Origin of the sequence: Clostridium sp. AM43-3BH, from assembly GCF_003479985.1 — a bacterium.
Lineage (GTDB): Bacteria > Bacillota > Clostridia > Lachnospirales > Lachnospiraceae > Otoolea > Otoolea fessa.
The window spans coordinates 213,107-230,906 of sequence record NZ_QUIH01000001.1 but is presented as its reverse complement, the minus strand read 5'-3'; the positions used below and the strand labels follow the sequence as shown (position 1 = coordinate 230,906).

The 17,800-nt window shown below is 44.8% G+C and carries 12 protein-coding genes; all 12 read right to left on the bottom strand.

The window, feature by feature from the left end:
- Nucleotides 1-5 precede the first annotated feature (5 nt).
- Nucleotides 6-3,452, bottom strand: coding sequence for a BREX-1 system adenine-specific DNA-methyltransferase PglX (gene pglX, locus DW931_RS01000; RefSeq protein ID WP_118467574.1), 3,447 nt, complete (start codon nt 3,450-3,452; stop codon nt 6-8).
- A 37-nt stretch (nt 3,453-3,489) separates the two neighbouring features.
- A complete protein-coding gene (locus DW931_RS00995) occupies nt 3,490-4,935 on the bottom strand; it encodes an SEFIR domain-containing protein (protein ID WP_118467572.1) in 1,446 nt (481 codons plus the stop codon).
- Nucleotides 4,936-4,944: 9 nt separating this feature from the next.
- Nucleotides 4,945-8,493, bottom strand: a complete 3,549-nt coding sequence (gene brxC / locus DW931_RS00990; RefSeq protein WP_118467570.1) for a BREX system P-loop protein BrxC — start codon at nt 8,491-8,493, stop codon at nt 4,945-4,947.
- A gap of 13 nt (nt 8,494-8,506) precedes the next feature.
- Nucleotides 8,507-9,067 carry a DUF1788 domain-containing protein gene (locus tag DW931_RS00985; protein WP_106999749.1) on the bottom strand — a complete coding sequence of 187 codons (561 nt, stop codon included), beginning with the start codon at nt 9,065-9,067 and terminating at the stop codon, nt 8,507-8,509.
- Between the two features lie 10 nt (nt 9,068-9,077).
- Nucleotides 9,078-9,683 (bottom strand): DUF1819 family protein, encoded by a 606-nt coding sequence (locus DW931_RS00980; protein WP_106999748.1) that lies wholly within the window; start codon nt 9,681-9,683, stop codon nt 9,078-9,080.
- Between the two features lie 14 nt (nt 9,684-9,697).
- Nucleotides 9,698-9,916 carry a helix-turn-helix domain-containing protein gene (locus DW931_RS00975; protein ID WP_106999747.1) on the bottom strand — a complete coding sequence of 73 codons (219 nt, stop codon included), beginning with the start codon at nt 9,914-9,916 and terminating at the stop codon, nt 9,698-9,700.
- A gap of 314 nt (nt 9,917-10,230) precedes the next feature.
- On the bottom strand, nt 10,231-11,640 hold the full coding sequence (locus DW931_RS00970) for an SAM-dependent methyltransferase (protein WP_243015176.1): 1,410 nt from the start codon (nt 11,638-11,640) through the stop codon (nt 10,231-10,233).
- A gap of 12 nt (nt 11,641-11,652) precedes the next feature.
- Entirely contained in the window at nt 11,653-13,017 is a 1,365-nt protein-coding gene (locus DW931_RS00965) for a PFL family protein (protein ID WP_106999746.1), read from the bottom strand.
- Between the two features lie 30 nt (nt 13,018-13,047).
- On the bottom strand, nt 13,048-13,320 hold the full coding sequence (locus tag DW931_RS00960) for an ACT domain-containing protein (protein ID WP_022360436.1): 273 nt from the start codon (nt 13,318-13,320) through the stop codon (nt 13,048-13,050).
- Between the two features lie 364 nt (nt 13,321-13,684).
- The gene (locus DW931_RS00955; RefSeq protein WP_022360435.1) at nt 13,685-14,482 is read right to left on the bottom strand and encodes an MBL fold metallo-hydrolase; all 798 of its coding nucleotides are present in this window, start codon (nt 14,480-14,482) and stop codon (nt 13,685-13,687) included.
- Nucleotides 14,483-14,489: 7 nt separating this feature from the next.
- Nucleotides 14,490-15,071 (bottom strand): dephospho-CoA kinase, encoded by a 582-nt coding sequence (gene coaE, locus DW931_RS00950; RefSeq protein ID WP_107000385.1) that lies wholly within the window; start codon nt 15,069-15,071, stop codon nt 14,490-14,492.
- Nucleotides 15,072-15,090: 19 nt separating this feature from the next.
- Nucleotides 15,091-17,763: a DNA polymerase I gene (gene polA, locus DW931_RS00945; RefSeq protein ID WP_118472285.1), complete on the bottom strand. Its 2,673-nt coding sequence runs from the start codon at nt 17,761-17,763 to the stop codon at nt 15,091-15,093.
- Nucleotides 17,764-17,800: the final 37 nt, after the last annotated feature.

The following is a 17,800-nucleotide window of genomic DNA, read 5'->3' as shown; positions in this document are numbered from 1 at the left end:
CCTCCTTACTTTATTTTAGCCAAAACATCCTGGAAAATTGCATAATTCTTCTTCACGCCATCGTCCAAGTCAATGGAAATCATCTGGTCGGCAAGGTGATGAATCTTTTCCTCGTAGGTTCTGATTTCGGTATCCTGTGCCTGTAAGGTGGTCAGCTTTTTATTCAGCTTCACACGCTCGCCAGTGGAAGCATTGGCAATACGCTGTTCCAAATCGGCAATGGCGGTGCGATAACGAGCCTGCTGTTCATGCACATAGTCGGTACGGATACGGGCAATGGTGTCCGGCTGATAGCGGTGCATATAAATCAGAGCCTTAAAGCCATTCTTTTTACCACTGTCAAACAGCCAGTAAATCGGGCGTTTTTGATAAATCTTGCAGTGGTCGGAGTAGAAGTCGCTCAGGAAGTAATTCCGAATCACATCCTTCGGCTGACCTTTGCCACCCAGAGCGTCGGCAATAAACTTCAGGTTTTCATCCAGAGTATCTGCACCGTAAACGGTTTTCACGAACTCTACAAACAGACCAACCATATCATCCTCGAAGTATTCATCGTCGCAAATCGGGATAATGTTATCCTTATCCGCAGCAAAAGAAGCATACTTGCTGGCATCCCATTCGCCACCTGCATAGGCAAGACCGTCCACATCCAGAGAGTAGCGACCAAACATACAGCCAACCGCATAGGAAATGAAAGAACGAATATCTCTGCCAAGGTCAGCCTTGCGGACAGTGACATCCTTATCCTCAACTTCCGGTGTCAGCTCGTCCTGCAAGCCATAAATGTCAATGAAAATACGGTTCAGTTCTTCCTCATTAGTTTTCAGCTGATTAAAACGGTCATCACATTCCGTTTTCCATTGTTCAAAGGCTTCCGCAATGGTAGAAACTTTACGAAGCAGTGGATGGTGCTGAAAGTCCCATGAGGTTTCAAAAGAATCCCAGTCAGTTTGTGAAAGTTCTACGTTTTTCTCTGCAATAGGTTCAATTTGTTCTCTTTTCTTGAACTGGACTGGTAAACTAAGAATATCTCCAACAGTTGTATTAAGTGTAGGATTATACATGTTTAAAATTGTAGAAGCTACAATCCCATTCAAAAATGCAAGCATCCAAAAATCAAAATTTTCTTTTTTTGCAATAATAGTGGGTGCGGCAGAGCTATAATGATAATTCTTATATTTTATTCTAAAGCCATTTTTGTAAGATGTAATTAAATTCCAACAAATACCTCTCTTTCCACAATACTTCTGATTATATAAACCTCCATGACTTGCATAAAACTCTTTAGCGGCAATAGACCAATCAACAACATCAAGCGAATTTCCTTCCCATCTTCTGAAAGGACCTCCATTTGCATACGGCTGCCATCTGTCCATATCACATATTTCCCACCAATTTCTTGTATATAATTCATTGTTATGTGTTTTATTTCTCCCTGCGGATTCATAGAAATCTTGAACTTGCGGCAATGAAAAAATTTTGAAATTCTCCCACCAATATGCAATAGGACTTCCTGGTATCATTTTAAATTTATTCTGATTTGAAACATAGAGATTTTGAGAATTAAAGAACTCTGCTTCTTTTTCATCACGCTTTGAATAACAATAGTCCACTAATCGTATTGCTGTCATATTTGCTTTAATGTTTGACTTGCAATTCACCCATGCCACGATCGGATTATGCCCTACCTTACCTTCAAATAATTCTGTTCCAAAATCAACCAACGAACCAAAAGTATACCCATCAATCACATACTCTCGTAATTTTTCAAAACTCGATAAAAACATCCATGAAGTTGTTGTAATAAAGGAAACATATCCTTTATCTTTGCATAAATCTCTCAAAGAATGTTTAAACATTACCATTGAAAGATCTGTTTTTACATCTGGATAATGCTCTTTTACAAATGAATCTAATTTAGGACTAAATCTCGAACTACCTAAATACGGCGGATTCGTCACAACCACATCATACTTCTGTGCCAATGCTTCCGCCACCTGCACCAACGGCAGTAATTCTCTGAGTGCCGTCTCACGGGACATATTGATATCTTCCGTAATCTCAGTAAAACGATCATACAATGCAGACCAATCCTGCGGTGTTATGTTCAAAATAGAACCATATTCCTTTGCATCATGCAGCTCTTTGATGATGGTATCCATAGTAGCTGTGAGCTTCATATCACCATTGCAGAAATAGTACATAGCGAATTTATCTACATGATTACTCTCCACAATAGCATATACATGGGGCTGAATGCCGCGGCTGAAAAAACGACGATCATACTGACGGGCTTTCATCATTACCGCAAAGTAAGCCAGCTGTGCCGCACGGTCATCTATATCCAGACCATAAAGATTATTTTCCACAATGCTTGCCACTGCTTCACGGGTGGTATAGCCATAGGATTCATAAATCTTTATCAGCACATCAAACATATATGCAAGAATATGACCAGAGCCAGAGCAAGGGTCAATGACTTTCAGCTGATCCGGTGTCAGTGCGGCGTATTCCTTACGAATCTCGGCAAGCTGTGTCTGCACTTCCGGTTCCTGCTCAGCTTCTTCCAGATAGTAGTGCCATTTGGCATCTTCCAGGTCACGATTTCCGGCAGCATAAGCAGACTGTTCTTCCTCTGTCGGCAGAAGCTGCTCTTTCACATCCGGGTGTCCCTCCAGCCATAAACGACCAAGGCTGTTCTCTACCATATAACGAACAGACCAATCTGGTGTAAAAATCGTTGTTGCTGCTGGCAATAGATCCTTGGAGATTCTTGATTTTGACATATTGCCATTGTAAACCAATTCATTCTTTTCGATGTTATATGCTTCATACAGCCAGCCGATGATCTGGACAGCATCCTTCCAGTCCTCCTCTGGTATCAGCTCGATCATCTGCTGAATCACACTACCTTCACGGAGCAGATTATCCGGCAGAAGAAGCTCGGTGTAATCCGCAATCTTCTGGAACATTCCCGGCAGAATCTTATTCAGAGCGTTGCACTGCACGATCAGCAAATATTTATACAGTTCTTCAGTCTTTTCAGCATCTTTTAGCTCATAGACCTTTTCCATATTGAGTCCATCCAAATCCAGATGAATAGCTTCGGTTATAATCTGCGGCTTAAAGTTGTTTTCCTCGTCCGTGAATACTCGCACATGGGAAGGAAGATAACCGTTGACTTCCATAAATCGCAGAGCAGAGAAGCGGTTAAACCAAGTGTAGGCAACCTCCTCCATGACCTGCTTATAGCCTTTATCGTTAATCTCGGCAATGAGAGCCTGACGCTGTTTCTTTTCATCGGCAGTGAGGACTTTGCCGCCAACGCTGTCCGCATTGGCATCCTCAATGTTGTCCTCTGTGATACCGTATTCCACACCTTTCAGGGAAACACGGGCAATTAGCTCTGTTCTTGCCCAGACAGCAAATTTTTTAATCGCATTCTTATCCATTTATTTTCTACTAATTTTCCTTTACCAAACTTTTCTATTAATTTCTGATCCCTAATTCTTCCGATTTAACATATTGACATATAACTGGTGCTGATTCAAACGCACTGTTATATCGATATTCTCCAATCTTTCCTTCTTTAATTTTGCTTTCGATTTCAATATATTTCTTTTTAAATGCATCTGTATCTGAAAATCCCATTATTTTAACAGCTTCTTGTAAATGCTCCTTTGATTTCAAACGCATTGCAAATTGCCTGAAAAGACTACTTCCATATTCCGCTTTATCATATATATATGTTATTGGAAACCAAAACCACTTTCTAGTGTAATTTTCAATAAACATAGATGCATTATGACAAAAGATATCAGCAAAAACAAATTCATTCTTGTTACATACTTCTACATTGATATTATTAATCCAATAACTAGCTGTCCCAGAATAATAATTTTTACCATCTTTTTGTGAGACAGCTCTGTCTAAATTCTCATTATTATAATAAAAGGCATCAAAACTCTGAGCTTCATTATATCCATATCTACCTACAAAATATGTCTTTGACAAAATATACGATACAGCATCAGAATTTTTATTTTTCAAATAAAATGCCACTACATAAATGAATATCTCGTGCAGCAAGGTTTTTACGACTTCGCCTTCACATCCACCTTTTTCCTTTATTTCCACACATATTTCTTCCATAAGCGATGCTATAATTTTATATGCCTCTGGAACATAAAGTGAATATTTTAATAAATGCAAAAAATCATCCCGATACAATTTTGTATTAGAATATAATTCTATATACTCATCTGCTGATACGCCATTTTCCAGTTCATCCTTACTAAAATTTACCATTTTCTCTTTTACAGCAAATAAAAAATTTCTATATTCGTCTTTCTTAACATTATCTGATTTCTGTTGTTTTAAACATTCATATCCTGTACGCGTTTTTGTTGAAATAATAGAGCTTTCTTCCAGCCATGATGGTTTTTTACCTAATTCTGGTTTTTCTATTATTTCTATTCCGTATAAGCGTTTCACTAATCTCTGATATTCTAAATCATACTTTTCTTCCTGAGATAAATCAAAATGTAACATCGTTTTTAAATACTGAGGTTTTGGAATTTCTCCGTTTTCTCTCCGTTCAAAAATTACAGGTAAAAATTTCTCCTGTTTAACTTTGTTGTAAATTTCCGGTGAAATAATCTGTGTTTCTGTTCCTACCCCACCATGTCTTTCATTTGCTTTTTTCTCATATATCGGATCCAGTAGTATTAATACATTTGTTATTGTTGGATCTGTCACACTCTGCTCCATAAATGCATATGTATCATTTCCTTCTTTCAAAGACCATTGATCTAACAAAACATCAATACCATTTTCTATTAAGTCTGTTGCAAAAGAACGAACTTTCAATCTATAGTCTTCAGTTCCCCATGCATAAGAAATAAATACTTTTGGATGTTCTATCGTACTTTTCATAACTCCTCCTTAATTCAGCTTGATTTCGTCGCAATGCTTCAGCAACTGTTTCAGCTGAGAACGAATCTTCTCTACATAATCATCAATATCCGCATCCGTCTGTAAGGTCTTTGCATGGAATACAACCTGTCGGTTATAGGCACGGACAACCTTTTTCTTTGCCGGAGCAGCTTCTTTCCCCGGCTGTGTCGGCTGTACTGGCGGCTTCGGTGCAGGCGGAGCCAGAACAGACTCAATATTGCTGACGGTATCATCCTTATACTGGCACATCGGCAGGAACATGGCATCCAAAAGGGCGAGGCTCTTTAATTCTGCGATTTTCTCCTTGCACTGGCTGAAATACCGATCTGATTTTTCAATCAGATGGGATGCCTTGGAATCGCCGTTTGCGGCAGTGTGGGTCGCTTCCATACACTGACGAACCGTTTCCAGAACCTCGGCACGTTTTTCTTCCAGCATCTTGTCATGGGCGGTACGAACCGTATCCATCAACGGATTCAGTTCACGAATCCGGGTATAGTTGAACTCGTTTCCAGTCTGAACCATCGTAATCAGACGAATAGTATTCAGTGCCTTGTGTGCTTCCTCATTTTCTGCAATACGGTCAATGTCATCATGCAGAGATTTTTCAAACTGCACCGCCTGGTCGAATACTGTTACCTGAGTCTTGAAGAAGTTTTCAATGCCGTTGCTCATGGCTTCTTTGTTATCGAAAAGAGCATCCTCTTTTTTCAGCACACGCTCAATCAGGGCAATATTGTCTTTCTTCTGAGAAAGTACATTATCCATCAGATGAATGGCTTCCTGCACCAATGCACGATCCGGGTATTTATGTCCGTCATAACGGGCATCCAGAGAAGCATAGTAATCACGCTGTTCACTGAATTTCTCAGTCACAAAGCGAATCAGACCATCTTCATCGTCCGGTACATCCATAACATCGAAATAATCCCGGAGCATTGATTTCACATCACGCATCATCGTAGCGGAAATGGTTTTACGCTTGCTGATGGAAGTCTTGCCAATCTCACTCTTTTTACGAAGCATATCCGGCAGTTTCGGGTCATCCGGCTGAATGGTATTGCCTGCATACTTGATGGTTACTTTCTGGGAATAAATCAGCTGTGCCGCAACCGCAGCAATGTCGATTTCTTTCCAGCCATACGGAATCGCACTGTATTTGCTCTGCACATCTGCCATAGAAGTCGGTAGCTTTTTCGCATCCTGCATTTCCAGATATTCTTCCATAGCAGAAGCAGCATCACGGTTCGGTTCCATGCCTGGAAGTGCCGTTACTGCACCTGTCAGAATCGCAATAATATCTGCGTCACTGCCTGCATTATCTGTAATCAGGTCGAGCTTGCTATATACATGAGCAACCAGATATTCAAGAGACTGGTCAATTTTGCTCTTGGCATTTCCGGCTTTGATTTCCAGATGCTCGCCATCTACATAGAACTGTGCCCCTTCGATGGCATTTTGCAATTCAGTCATAGCACTCAGCTCATATTTTCCAGCTTCACTCTGCTGATTTTCAATAATTTTCTGTACTGTATCTGGTAATGAGCTTACATTTCTCTGCATTACATACTTGCGAATCTTCATGGCAGATTCCAGAGATTCATAATAAGGCGTATCAGCCAGAACAACGATTGCTTCGTTGCCCTTGGATTCTGCCATCAGACGATAATCTGTTTTTTCAATAGCATCAATAGCAACGGTCAAGAAACGTAGACACATGCCGCCTGTTGCCACACCAACCGTAATACCATCTACCATCTTGTCAAATGCAAAATCATTGTTTCCATAGCGAAATTTACTGGTTTTAAAAATATCACCATAAATCATCTTGGCAATACGCTCCACAATAGAAACGGTATCCACATTGGTATCTCTGATTTCACGCTGAATGTCCTGTTCCTCATCCGTCAGGAAATTGTAGGTATCGCCAGTTCTGCCGATATAATTCTGGCTCATCAGACGGTCAAGGCTTCCACGGACAGCTTCACGCATGATAATCTTATCTACACGAATATCGTCTGCCATGAGGATAACGATATTGTCCAGATTGGAAGGAATATCATCTAGATATCGAATCAAGTACAAAAGTTTCAGTACATCCACATCCTGCTGTTCGATTCCATCGCCATTGTCAGCAGCTTTCTGGCAACGCTCAATCACTCTACGGATAGAACCGTCCAGGAAAGTATGTACGGTATCATAAAAACGGAAGAATGGAACAAGTGCATACTCGTCCTTCTCCTGAATTTTCTGTGCAGCTTCCTGGAAACCGGACAGCATGGAACGCTCACCACCGGACAGGTGCTTGCCGGAATTTCCGTGCTTGCGGATTTCAGCAAATACCTTCTGCATGATGATGAACTGATACGGCACAAACGGGAAGTTCTCTGTAAATTCCCTCGGACCGGAGTAGCCTTTGATATCCAAAACGGAACCGCTAAAGCTGAACAAATTGCGAAGGACTGAATCATTCTGCTCATAAACATCTTCCAGCTCTTCGACTGCTTCCGCTTTCTTTTTCAGAATACGTTTCTGGATGACTTCATCCACAGAGGAAGAAGATAAACTCAGTCTTGTTTTGAAACGAGCCTGAATACGGGAGAACTCATCCGCACGAACTTTGATGATTTCATCAATGGCTTCCTGCCCAGTGCAGATCACCCAAATCTTACCTTCGCACTCACTTCCGATTTTTTCGGTCAGAGACTGGAGGTTCAAAAGCATATCGGTATCCGTACCAACATACTGTCCAACCTCGTCAATCATAAACAGCAGACGGAAGTTTGCAGGTTTAGTATCTACATAGGCTTTCATATCTTCCACAAGCTGTGCAATAGAAATTTCTGTTGCGGTTTTATCATTGAACCACGTCTTGGCATCGTCCTCACTCATATCTAAAACTTCCATCAGTGTCGGGATGATGAACTTTCCATTGAAAGCAAAGGCACGGCGCATTTCAAGCCATGGCTTGCCTTTCTTTTTTTCAAAAACTCTGCGGAACTCCTCTGTCTTACCCTGCTGGTCAATATAACGCTCCATCATGGCAACTTTAAGATTTTCACCGTAAAATCCCAGATGGTTGTAGAACATCTTTGCAAAAACACGAAGTACAGCAGTCTTGTCTTTATTGCTGAAGCCTTCAATATCAATGTTGAAAAGAATGGTTTCCGTCTGACCCTTCGTGGCACGGTCGATCAGCATAAAAGTTGCCGGGTCATCCTCAAACTTTTTACGGAAACGCTCCACACTGCGAATGCCTTTTACCTCTTTATTTTCCAAAAGGTAGGAAAGCATTTTCAAGAAGTGAGATTTACCACTTCCAAAGAAACCGGAAATCCAAACACCCATATCGGCTGTCGGCTGGTCGAAAGCATCACCGTAATAATTGAAGAATGTAATAAAGTGTTTCTTCAATTCTCTGGTAATGACATATTCATTTAACTCTTGCTCGATTACATCATCAGCAGCCTGATCTACTTTAATTACACCATTGATTTTGCGGTTAATATCATCCGCAAACATATCTCGAATCATCATGGCTTTATCCCCCTTAATCTATGACATTGAATGCCCGGTAATAATCATTTGGTGTCAACCGATTGAACAGTTTTACATGACGACCATCAAACTCACCCGGATACATAACCAAAATCGGAACATCCGAAAAATACGGTTGCAAGGCTTCCAGTAACGTATGGATTCTCATAAACGGGAACACCTCGCCCACACCTGTCAGCATCAGCACATCACCCGGTTCATGTGGCTCATACTGGATTTTATCAATAAACTCTCCATTACCGATTGCGGAGTTAAGCTGCTCCAGAAGATAAACACTCCCGTCAGCTTCCTCCATATCGGGAATCGCATCTGTGATGTCCATATCATCGCAGATAGAGAGAAATGTTTTATATAAATTACAAACGATCAAATGGCAATCTAAGGACTGATCGGTTTCCAACTGATTCACAAAATGGCGGACAACCATTTCATTCTCCGGTTCATAGCAGAAGATTCTGATATTCACCTCATTGCTGAGTCCTTTGCCTTCCAGGAACTCCGGTTCCTGAATCAATACCCGAACTTTGTCCAGGCGTTCTTTTATGTCACTCATTGGCTACCTCCTAAGAAAAGCAATTAAACGCTGGCAGTATCGCTGTGTCGCCATTGCTTCTGATGGCATTCTCCAAAACAGGATGTAGCCATACTGGATTCAAATGATCTGCCTTGAGATTGTCGAGATATTCTGTTTCAACAAGCACTCTGGCAATGATCTGTTTTAACTTTGTTATTGTAGTATCGCACCAGGAAGCCACGGTATCATTCTGCTCCTGCAAGCGCATAAAAAATGTATTCAAATCTATCTTACCAAAAGACGTGTCCCTTAATCTGTACTTCTCACCAATGACGGTCAGCATAAATTCCCAGACCAGTCGGCTCTGCTTCATCAACGCATACAGACAAATCTGTTTTGCTACATCTGTTGGCTGTGACGCAATCGCAGAAACCAGAGAATCATCTTCCAGAGCATGAAGCCGTTTGATACAGGCTTTCGCCATGCGTGTGATAGATTTTTCCGTTGGGTACTGGAAAAGATTCTGCTCTACAATTTCTTTCACAATCGCATCATCTGAATTTCCTTCTGCCATTAGCTTTGCGGTAGAACGCATCTCGTAGAAAAGGAACGGTTCTCTGGTCAGAGACGCAATATAAGGATAAGAATGATCCATACTACCGTACCTCCTTACTGTTCCTCTTTTTTATCAGGAACAAATTCCATGATGTCTCCAACATCACAACTTAAAGCAGAACATATTTTTGATAAAATTTCCGTACTCACATTCTCATCCTTGCCCAATCTGGACATTGTTGTTGTACTAAATCCAGTCAATGCACGTAAGTCTTTCTTCCTCATATCTTTATCAATTAGCATTTTCCACAGCTTTTTATAACTAACCGCCATAATGTCACCTCTTGTTCTATCATTTTTTTTAACAAATACTCTTTCTTCCTTTTATCATATCATGAAAATGCGATGTGAACAATCTTATATGATAAATATCAAATTTAATTTCTGATATTTCGCATTTGATCTATCATTTCAATTCTTTATTCTAAAAGCTTCCAAAATCTGCAATATCACAATTTTCTAAGAACTGTTCCAACTGCTGAATATACACAAAACAAAAACAGGTATAGTTGTTCCTAATAACTCACTTTTTGAACGTTCATTCAAAAAATAAGCTTCAGTATACAACTATACCTGCCACAGTTTTTCTACTCATCCCCCACCAACAATCCATACAATGTCGGCTTCACATGCAATTCCTTCATCATTGTCTCTAATGCCGCCCCGTCTGCTTTCTTGCCCTGGCGGATCGCACGGATCATGATGTTTTTCGGTGTATGTTCCATGTCGATGAATTCGAGAATCTGCGTCCGGTAGCCGGACATTTCGAGGAGCTGCCCACGGATTCCGTCGGTCAGAAGCGCCGACATACGTTCTTTCAGAAGACCGTACTGTAAAACCGGCGACAGAAGGTCGTTCTGAATCTGCTTGTTAATCTCATGCTGACAGCACGGAACGGAAAGAATGACTTTTGCGCCCCATTTGACCGCTTTTGCCAGCGCATAATCGGTCGCTGTATCACAGGCGTGCAGTGTCACGACCATATCGACCTGATCGACGCCCTCATATCCGGCGATGTCGCCGTGCAGGAAGGTCAGGTTCTCAAATCCAAACTTCTTGCTCAGGCGGTTGCAGAGCGCAATGACATCTTTTTTCAAATCCAGACCGATGACACGGATCGAATATTTTTTCAGCACATGCAGATAGTAATACATCGCAAACGTCAGATATGATTTCCTGCATCCGAAATCAATGATCGTATTCGTCCGGTTCGGATCGAGATTCGGAAGTACATCCTCAATAAATTCCAGGAAACGGTTGATCTGGCGAAATTTGTCGTAGCGGGATTTCACAACTTTGCCTTCTGCCGTCATGACACCGAGATCTACCAGAAATGGGACTGGGACGCCTTCCTGAAGGACGTATTTTTTAGTACGGTTATGGGATAACGAAGCCAGACGTTCTGAAAACGCTGCGGCATCCATGCCAGCCGACAGTCCTGTTCCGGCATTTTTCTGCTGTTTCGCATTGCTCTGCAGTTTACCATTTCCCTGTATTTTAGCACTTCTCTGCATCTTTCCGTTTTCGTGACTTGACTGACTCTGACCCGATTTTTCGAGCGAATTTTCTTTCACATCTGCATGACTCTTCGCTGGCATCTGCTTTCCAGCTTTCTGCACATCACCTGCTGCCACCGGTACCGTCCGATTCTCTGCCCTTTTAACCCCCACTTTCTTCTCTTTGATCGTCACCGTCCCCTTCTTACTGATCAGAATATTGACAATCCCGTGAAGCGACGCGATCTCCGCATTGCGGTAACGGTTTTCCAGTTCTCCGAGCAGGTACTCGGCGGTCTTTTCTGCGTTCTGATTTTTCTGAAATGCCTGTTTTTCCGTAAATTCTTCCGTCTGAAAAGCAAGCGCCCCCCGCAGAAGCAGAGGACGCACGGTTAATTTCAGATAGGATTCACGGGTTCTCGGGTTGCTGAAAATGATTCGCTCCAGATCGGCATCGAGATACCGCAGAAGCACCTCTCTCAGTTCCTGTGATTTATCCATATGAAACTCCTATTAGTTCTTAAAGCTGTGTACTGGTGCCGGGATACGTCCGGTACGTTTGACAAAGTTGTCGCAGGAGAAACGGTTGACCGGAATGATCGGCGCATAGCCAAGCAGACCGCCGAACTCTGCCGTATCGCCCACTGTTTTTCCGATGACCGGAATCAGGCGGACTGCCGTTGTCTTCTGGTTGATCATGCCGATTGCCGCCTCGTCCGCGATGATACCGGCGATCGTGGTCGCTTTCGTATCGCCTGGGATCGCAATCATATCAAGACCTACAGAGCAGACACAGGTCATTGCTTCCAGCTTCTCAATCGTAAGCGCACCCTCAGAAACTGCATCGATCATGCCCTGATCCTCGCTGACCGGAATAAACGCACCACTGAGTCCGCCAACATAGGAGGACGCCATGATGCCGCCCTTCTTAACCTGATCATTTAACATTGCCAGCGCTGCTGTTGTACCCGGGGCACCGCTGCGCTCTAAGCCGATCTCTTCCAGAATCTCCGCCACACTGTCTCCGACTGCCGGAGTCGGTGCCAGCGACAGATCAATGATGCCAAACGGAACGCCCAGACGTTTGGACGCCTCCTGTGCTACCAGCTGTCCAACACGGGTGATCTTGAACGCCGTCTTCTTGATCGTCTCACACAGCACCTCAAAGTTCTCGCCACGTACCTTTTCCAGAGCCGTCTTTACAACTCCCGGACCGCTGACGCCGACGTTGATGATCGCATCCGCCTCAGTCACGCCATGGAATGCACCTGCCATGAACGGGTTATCATCCGGCGCGTTGCAGAATACAACCAGCTTCGCACAGCCGAGGGAATCATTGTCCTTCGTTGCCTCTGCGGTTGCCACAACCATCTCGCCCATCAGACGGACCGCATCCATGTTAAGACCTGTCTTGGTAGAACCGACATTGATGGAGCTGCACACACGGTCGGTGCAGGCAAGTGCCTGCGGGATCGAGCGGATCAGAAGCTCTTCCGCCGGTGTCATTCCCTTGGAAACCAATGCAGAATAGCCGCCGATAAAGTTGACGCCCACTTCTTTCGCTGCCTTATCAAGTGTTTTCGCAATCTCTACAAAATCCTCGCTCTTCTTGCAGGCACTTCCACCTACCAGCGCGATCGGAGTAACCGAGATACGTTTATTGACGATCGGAACCCCAAATTCACGTCCGATGGCATCGCCGGTCGATACAAGATCTTTCGCATAAGTTGTAATCTTATTGTAGATCTTCTCATTCATCTTCGCCAGATCACTGTCCACACAGTCTAAGAGGCTGATACCCATCGTGATCGTCCGCACATCCAGTTTTTCATGCGCGATCATGTTATTAGTTTCCAGAACTTCCTGCATGTTAATCATTGGTTTTACGTCCTTTCTGAAAATATTTGCTTAGATTCTGTGCATACTGGTAAAAATCTCTTCTCTCTGACAGAGAATCTTTACGCCGATCTCCTGTCCCAGCTTGTCCAGCTCATGTGCCATATCATCAAAGGATGTCTTGGAACCGGAAATATCCACGATCATCATCATGTTGAAATATTCCTGCAGGATCGTCTGCGTGATGTCAAGAATGTTCATGTTGTGGTCAGCCAGATAATTACACGTTTTTGCAACGATACCGACGCGGTCCTGTCCAACGATAGTAATAATAATCTTACTCATAGGTTTCATCCTCCTGTGTGCTCTCCGTCCTATGGCGGAAATGTTTTTATGACTTACTAATTTCTATAAAAATTCAACTGCCATCCGGCTGCTGACTTTTATACCTAAAATGATATTTCGTTACTGTACACGGGTAGGCACTTTTGGAACCGAAAGTGCCGTAAGAAAACGTGGTGCCAGCAGGAATTTGCCGTATTTAAATGCGAAGCCACGGCAAATTCCGTTACTGGACACGTATGCGTGTACAGTAACGATATTTCTGTCAACCCCACACTTTTGTCCATGCCTCCAAGCCATAACCCCAAATATATCTTCTGGCTTGTTTTCAGACTTTGTATAACCAATTTTAATACTTTTACGTCTTCTACACCGTCACAATCTGCGACACTGCATCGCGTTTTGCCACTGTGATCGGGAAATCATTCGCCTTATACGGCGTATCTCCCTCTGTGATCTCCAGACGCACCGTCTCATATGCCAGCTCTTCGTAATTATTTTCCTTACTCAGATGCCCCAGGAAAATGTGCTTCAAATTGTCATGCAGAATGGAACTTAAAAGCCGCCCCGCATTTTCATTGGAAAGGTGTCCGTAATCGCCTAAGATACGACGCTTCAGGTAATACGGATACGGTCCTGCCTCCAGCATTTTGACATCGTGGTTGGCTTCCAGCAAAATCGCATCCAGCCCCTGCAGATGGTCAATGATGTACTGGGAATAATGCCCCATATCCGTCGCCACCGCCACCGATCTTTTTTCATTCTGAACCCGGTAGGCAACAGGATTCGCTGCATCATGGTCGATCCGGAACGGTTTGACTTCCAGATCTCCTACCATAAAATCAACATCCGGCGTAATCGGGTGCATCAGATCTTCCGGAATCTCGCCAAGACTCTTGGAATCCTGAATTTCCTCTAATGTCTCTTTTGTGCTGTAAATAGGTGTGCCATATTTGCGCGCCAACACGCCGAGCCCTTTGATGTGGTCGGAATGTTCATGCGTGATGAGAATTCCATCCAGTTCCCGCGCATTCAGCCCCAGGTCATTTAACCCCATCTCAATACGCTTGTTGCTGATCCCCGCATCCACCAGAACGTGGGTGTTGTCGCTTCCTATATAAATACAATTCCCGCTGCTGCCGCTGGCAATACTAACCATCCGCATATGTATCCTAATCCTCTTTTCCTAAAAATGACGCTATCTGCTTCCGAATATCCTCAATCCCGCCGTTGTTGTCCAGCACACGCGTCGCAAAACTCCGGTAATCGTCCTCGGATGCCTGATTTGCCATGATGCCCCGGCATTTTTCCTCGCTGTAGCCGCGGCTTGCCATCAGACGCTTGATGCGGTTCTCCACCGATGTGTATACATACCAGATTTCATCAAACATCGCATTATGGTCGTCATCATAGAGAGCTGCCTCCACAACGATGATCTCCTTGTCGGAATGGTTGATCGCATAGCGGATCTCCTCCCACGCCATCGGGTGGATGATGGCGTTCATCGTCTCCACCGCCTCTTTATTCTGGAAAATAAGCGCCGCCAGCTTTTTGCGGTCAATGCTGCCGTCCTTATTTAAAAAGGAATCACCCAGCGCCTCTACCACATGCTGATAGCCTTTCTTACCCGGCTCCATGAGCTGGTGAGCCACTTCATCTGCCTTAATAATTTCCGCGTCAAATTCCTCCTGCAGCACACGCAGGACCTCACTCTTACCGGAACCAACGCCTCCGGTAATACTGATTATCTTCATGTTTATCTGTACCTTTCCATTATTTCGTTTCAAACCACGAATTTCCCATCTTCATATCGATTTCCAGCTCCACCTGCAGCTGCGCCGCACGTTTCATCTCCGTCGCCAGAATCGACTGCACCTGTTCCAGCTCTTCTTTCCAGGTTTCAATCAGGAGTTCATCGTGCACTTGGAGGACAATGCGGGAACGCAGTCCTTCGCGGCGCAGGCGTTGATCGACGCGGATCATCGCAATCTTGATAATGTCGGCTGCAGTTCCCTGAATCGGGGAATTCATCGCCACACGCTCACCGAACGAACGCTGCATAAAATTGCCGGATTTCAGCTCCGGAATCGGTCTCACGCGCCCATACATAGTCTTGACCTCGCCGTATTTCCTGCCCGTTTTTACCAGACCATCGAGAAAACGTTTGACATCCGGGTAGGTTTCAAAGTAGCGCTCAATGTATTCGGTCGCTTCCTTGCGGGAAATACCGAGATCTTCGCCCAGCCCAAACGCGCTGATACCATATACGATACCGAAATTGACTGCTTTTGCATTGCGGCGAAGCTGCGGTGTCACTTCCTCAAGCGGCACATGGAATACCTGCGACGCCGTGATCGCGTGGATGTCCTCCGCCTGCCGGTATGCCTGGATGAGGTTCTTGTCATTCGACATATGCGCCAGCACACGCAGCTCAATCTGGGAATAATCAGCGTCAACCAGCACACAGCCCTCGCGCGGTACAAACAGCTTCCGGATCTCGCGTCCCAGCTCCATACGCACCGGAATGTTCTGCAGGTTCGGCTCTGTACTGCTGATACGTCCTGTCGCTGTGATCGTCTGGTTAAAGGTTCCGTGGATTCGTCCGTCCTCCCGGATAAATGCCCCCAGCCCGTCCGCATAGGTCGATTTGAGTTTCGCCACCTGGCGATAGTCTAATACTTTCCGCACAACCGGATACTCCGGCGCCAGTTTTTCCAGCACATCCGCCGCCGTCGAATAGCCGGTCTTCGTCTTTTTGCCGCCCGGCAGGGACATTTTTTCAAATAAAACCTCACCCAGCTGCTTCGGGGAATTAATATTAAATTCACAGCCCGTCTCGGCGTAAATCTCCTGCTCCAGTTTCTCTACCTGCGTCTGGAGGCGTTCGCCGTAGGCTTTCAATTCCTCCCGGCGCACCTGAATACCTTCCTCTTCCATATGGTAGAGGCTGTAAATAACCGGCATCTCTATCTCATAAAAGAGATGCAGCATTCCATGTCTTCGAAGCCGCCCCAGCAGGATTTCCCGCGATTTCCACGCCGTATATGCCATGTAGCAGACACAATTCAACGCTTTCTCCGGCATTGTCTCAAATGCATCCGACAGCGCCGTTTTTCCAAGCAAATCGACCTGTGACGGCACGGTCATATCCAGGTAATCGCGCGCCAGGTCATCATATCCATAGGTATCCTTGAGCGGATTTAACAGATACGCCGCCACGCCTGCGTCCATAACCGCACGGTTTCCTTCTGCATTCCGGATGCCGTCCACGATCCGGCGGCTGTGATTTTTAAGAAATGGAAGCTGGATCTTGAGATCCAGAACCGTCACAGACGGAACCACCTCCATCAGGCGTTCCAGCTCCTCCGCCAGATACTGTCCGGTCAGGAACCCAACCGCCGGGATCGCATAGATCGATGTCCCATCCAGGCAGAGTGCCAGTGCTACAACCTCTCCTTTTTCAATCACCAGCTGCGCGCCGATCTCCTCCGCCCGCTGTGCACGGTCAAAAATCACCTGTGCCTCGCCAAAATCATTTACCAGACGGAAAGATTTTTCCATTTCTGATGACGCAAAGGCGTCCTCACCAAATTTCTGCAGAATGGACTTAAATTCCAGCTGCTTCATATACTGATATGCCTCCGGCGTGTAAAGCGAATCCAGCTTCGCCTCCTCCAGCGAAAAACCAATCTCGCAATTGATGCGGATCGTTGCCAGATCCTTGCTCATCTGCGCCATGTCATAATGCTCCCGAAGCGCTTTCTGTGCGCGCGGCGGCTTTACCTCATCAATGTGTGCATATGCATTCTCAATGCTTCCGTAGGTGGTAATCAGGCTGGTTGCCGTCTTTTCACCGATCGATGGCACGCCCGGAATATTATCCGAAGTATCGCCCATCAGCGCCTTTACATCAATAAATTCGATCGGTGTCACCTGATACTCCGCCTTCACATCCTCCGGGTAATAGTCGCGTATCTCCGTCGTACCTTTCGAAGTACGCGGCATCCGAATCTTAATGTGCGTATCTGCAAGCTGCAGCAGGTCACGATCTCCTGATACGATAGAAACCTCCACGCCCTCCGCCGCACAGCGTTTCGCGATTGTTCCCAGAATATCGTCTGCCTCATACCCCGCCTTGGTAAGAATCGGCACGCCCATCGCTGTCAGCACTTCCTTCATCACCGGAACCTGCTCATGCAGCTCCTGCGGCATCGGTTTTCTCGTTCCCTTGTATGCCGCATACATTTTGTGACGGAATGTTGGCTCTTTCAAGTCAAATGCCACTGCCAGATAGTCTGCCCCCTCATCTTCGATCACCCGGAACATGATATTTAAAAATCCGTACACTGCATTGGTGTGGAGTCCCTTCGAATTTGTCAACTCCGGCACCCCGTAAAATGCCCGGTTGAGTATACTATGACCATCTATCAGCACTAATTTGCCCATCTGTTTCCGTCTCCTGTTCTATCACTTGTTGCTTTTT

Excerpts from the sequence above, each read along its gene's own strand:
- DW931_RS00970 (WP_243015176.1), bottom strand. The coding sequence starts at position 11,640 with ATGGATAAATCACAGGAACTGAGAGAGGTGCTTCTGCGGTATCTCGAT.
- coaE (WP_107000385.1), bottom strand. The coding sequence starts at position 15,071 with ATGAAGATAATCAGTATTACCGGAGGCGTTGGTTCCGGTAAGAGTGAG.
- pglX (WP_118467574.1), bottom strand. The coding sequence starts at position 3,452 with ATGGATAAGAATGCGATTAAAAAATTTGCTGTCTGGGCAAGAACAGAG.
- DW931_RS00995 (WP_118467572.1), bottom strand. The coding sequence starts at position 4,935 with ATGAAAAGTACGATAGAACATCCAAAAGTATTTATTTCTTATGCATGG.
- DW931_RS00985 (WP_106999749.1), bottom strand. The coding sequence starts at position 9,067 with ATGAGTGACATAAAAGAACGCCTGGACAAAGTTCGGGTATTGATTCAG.
- DW931_RS00965 (WP_106999746.1), bottom strand. The coding sequence starts at position 13,017 with ATGATTAACATGCAGGAAGTTCTGGAAACTAATAACATGATCGCGCAT.
- DW931_RS00975 (WP_106999747.1), bottom strand. The coding sequence starts at position 9,916 with ATGGCGGTTAGTTATAAAAAGCTGTGGAAAATGCTAATTGATAAAGAT.
- DW931_RS00960 (WP_022360436.1), bottom strand. The coding sequence starts at position 13,320 with ATGAGTAAGATTATTATTACTATCGTTGGACAGGACCGCGTCGGTATC.
- DW931_RS00980 (WP_106999748.1), bottom strand. The coding sequence starts at position 9,683 with ATGGATCATTCTTATCCTTATATTGCGTCTCTGACCAGAGAACCGTTC.
- DW931_RS00955 (WP_022360435.1), bottom strand. The coding sequence starts at position 14,482 with ATGCGGATGGTTAGTATTGCCAGCGGCAGCAGCGGGAATTGTATTTAT.
- polA (WP_118472285.1), bottom strand. The coding sequence starts at position 17,763 with ATGGGCAAATTAGTGCTGATAGATGGTCATAGTATACTCAACCGGGCA.
- brxC (WP_118467570.1), bottom strand. The coding sequence starts at position 8,493 with ATGATGATTCGAGATATGTTTGCGGATGATATTAACCGCAAAATCAAT.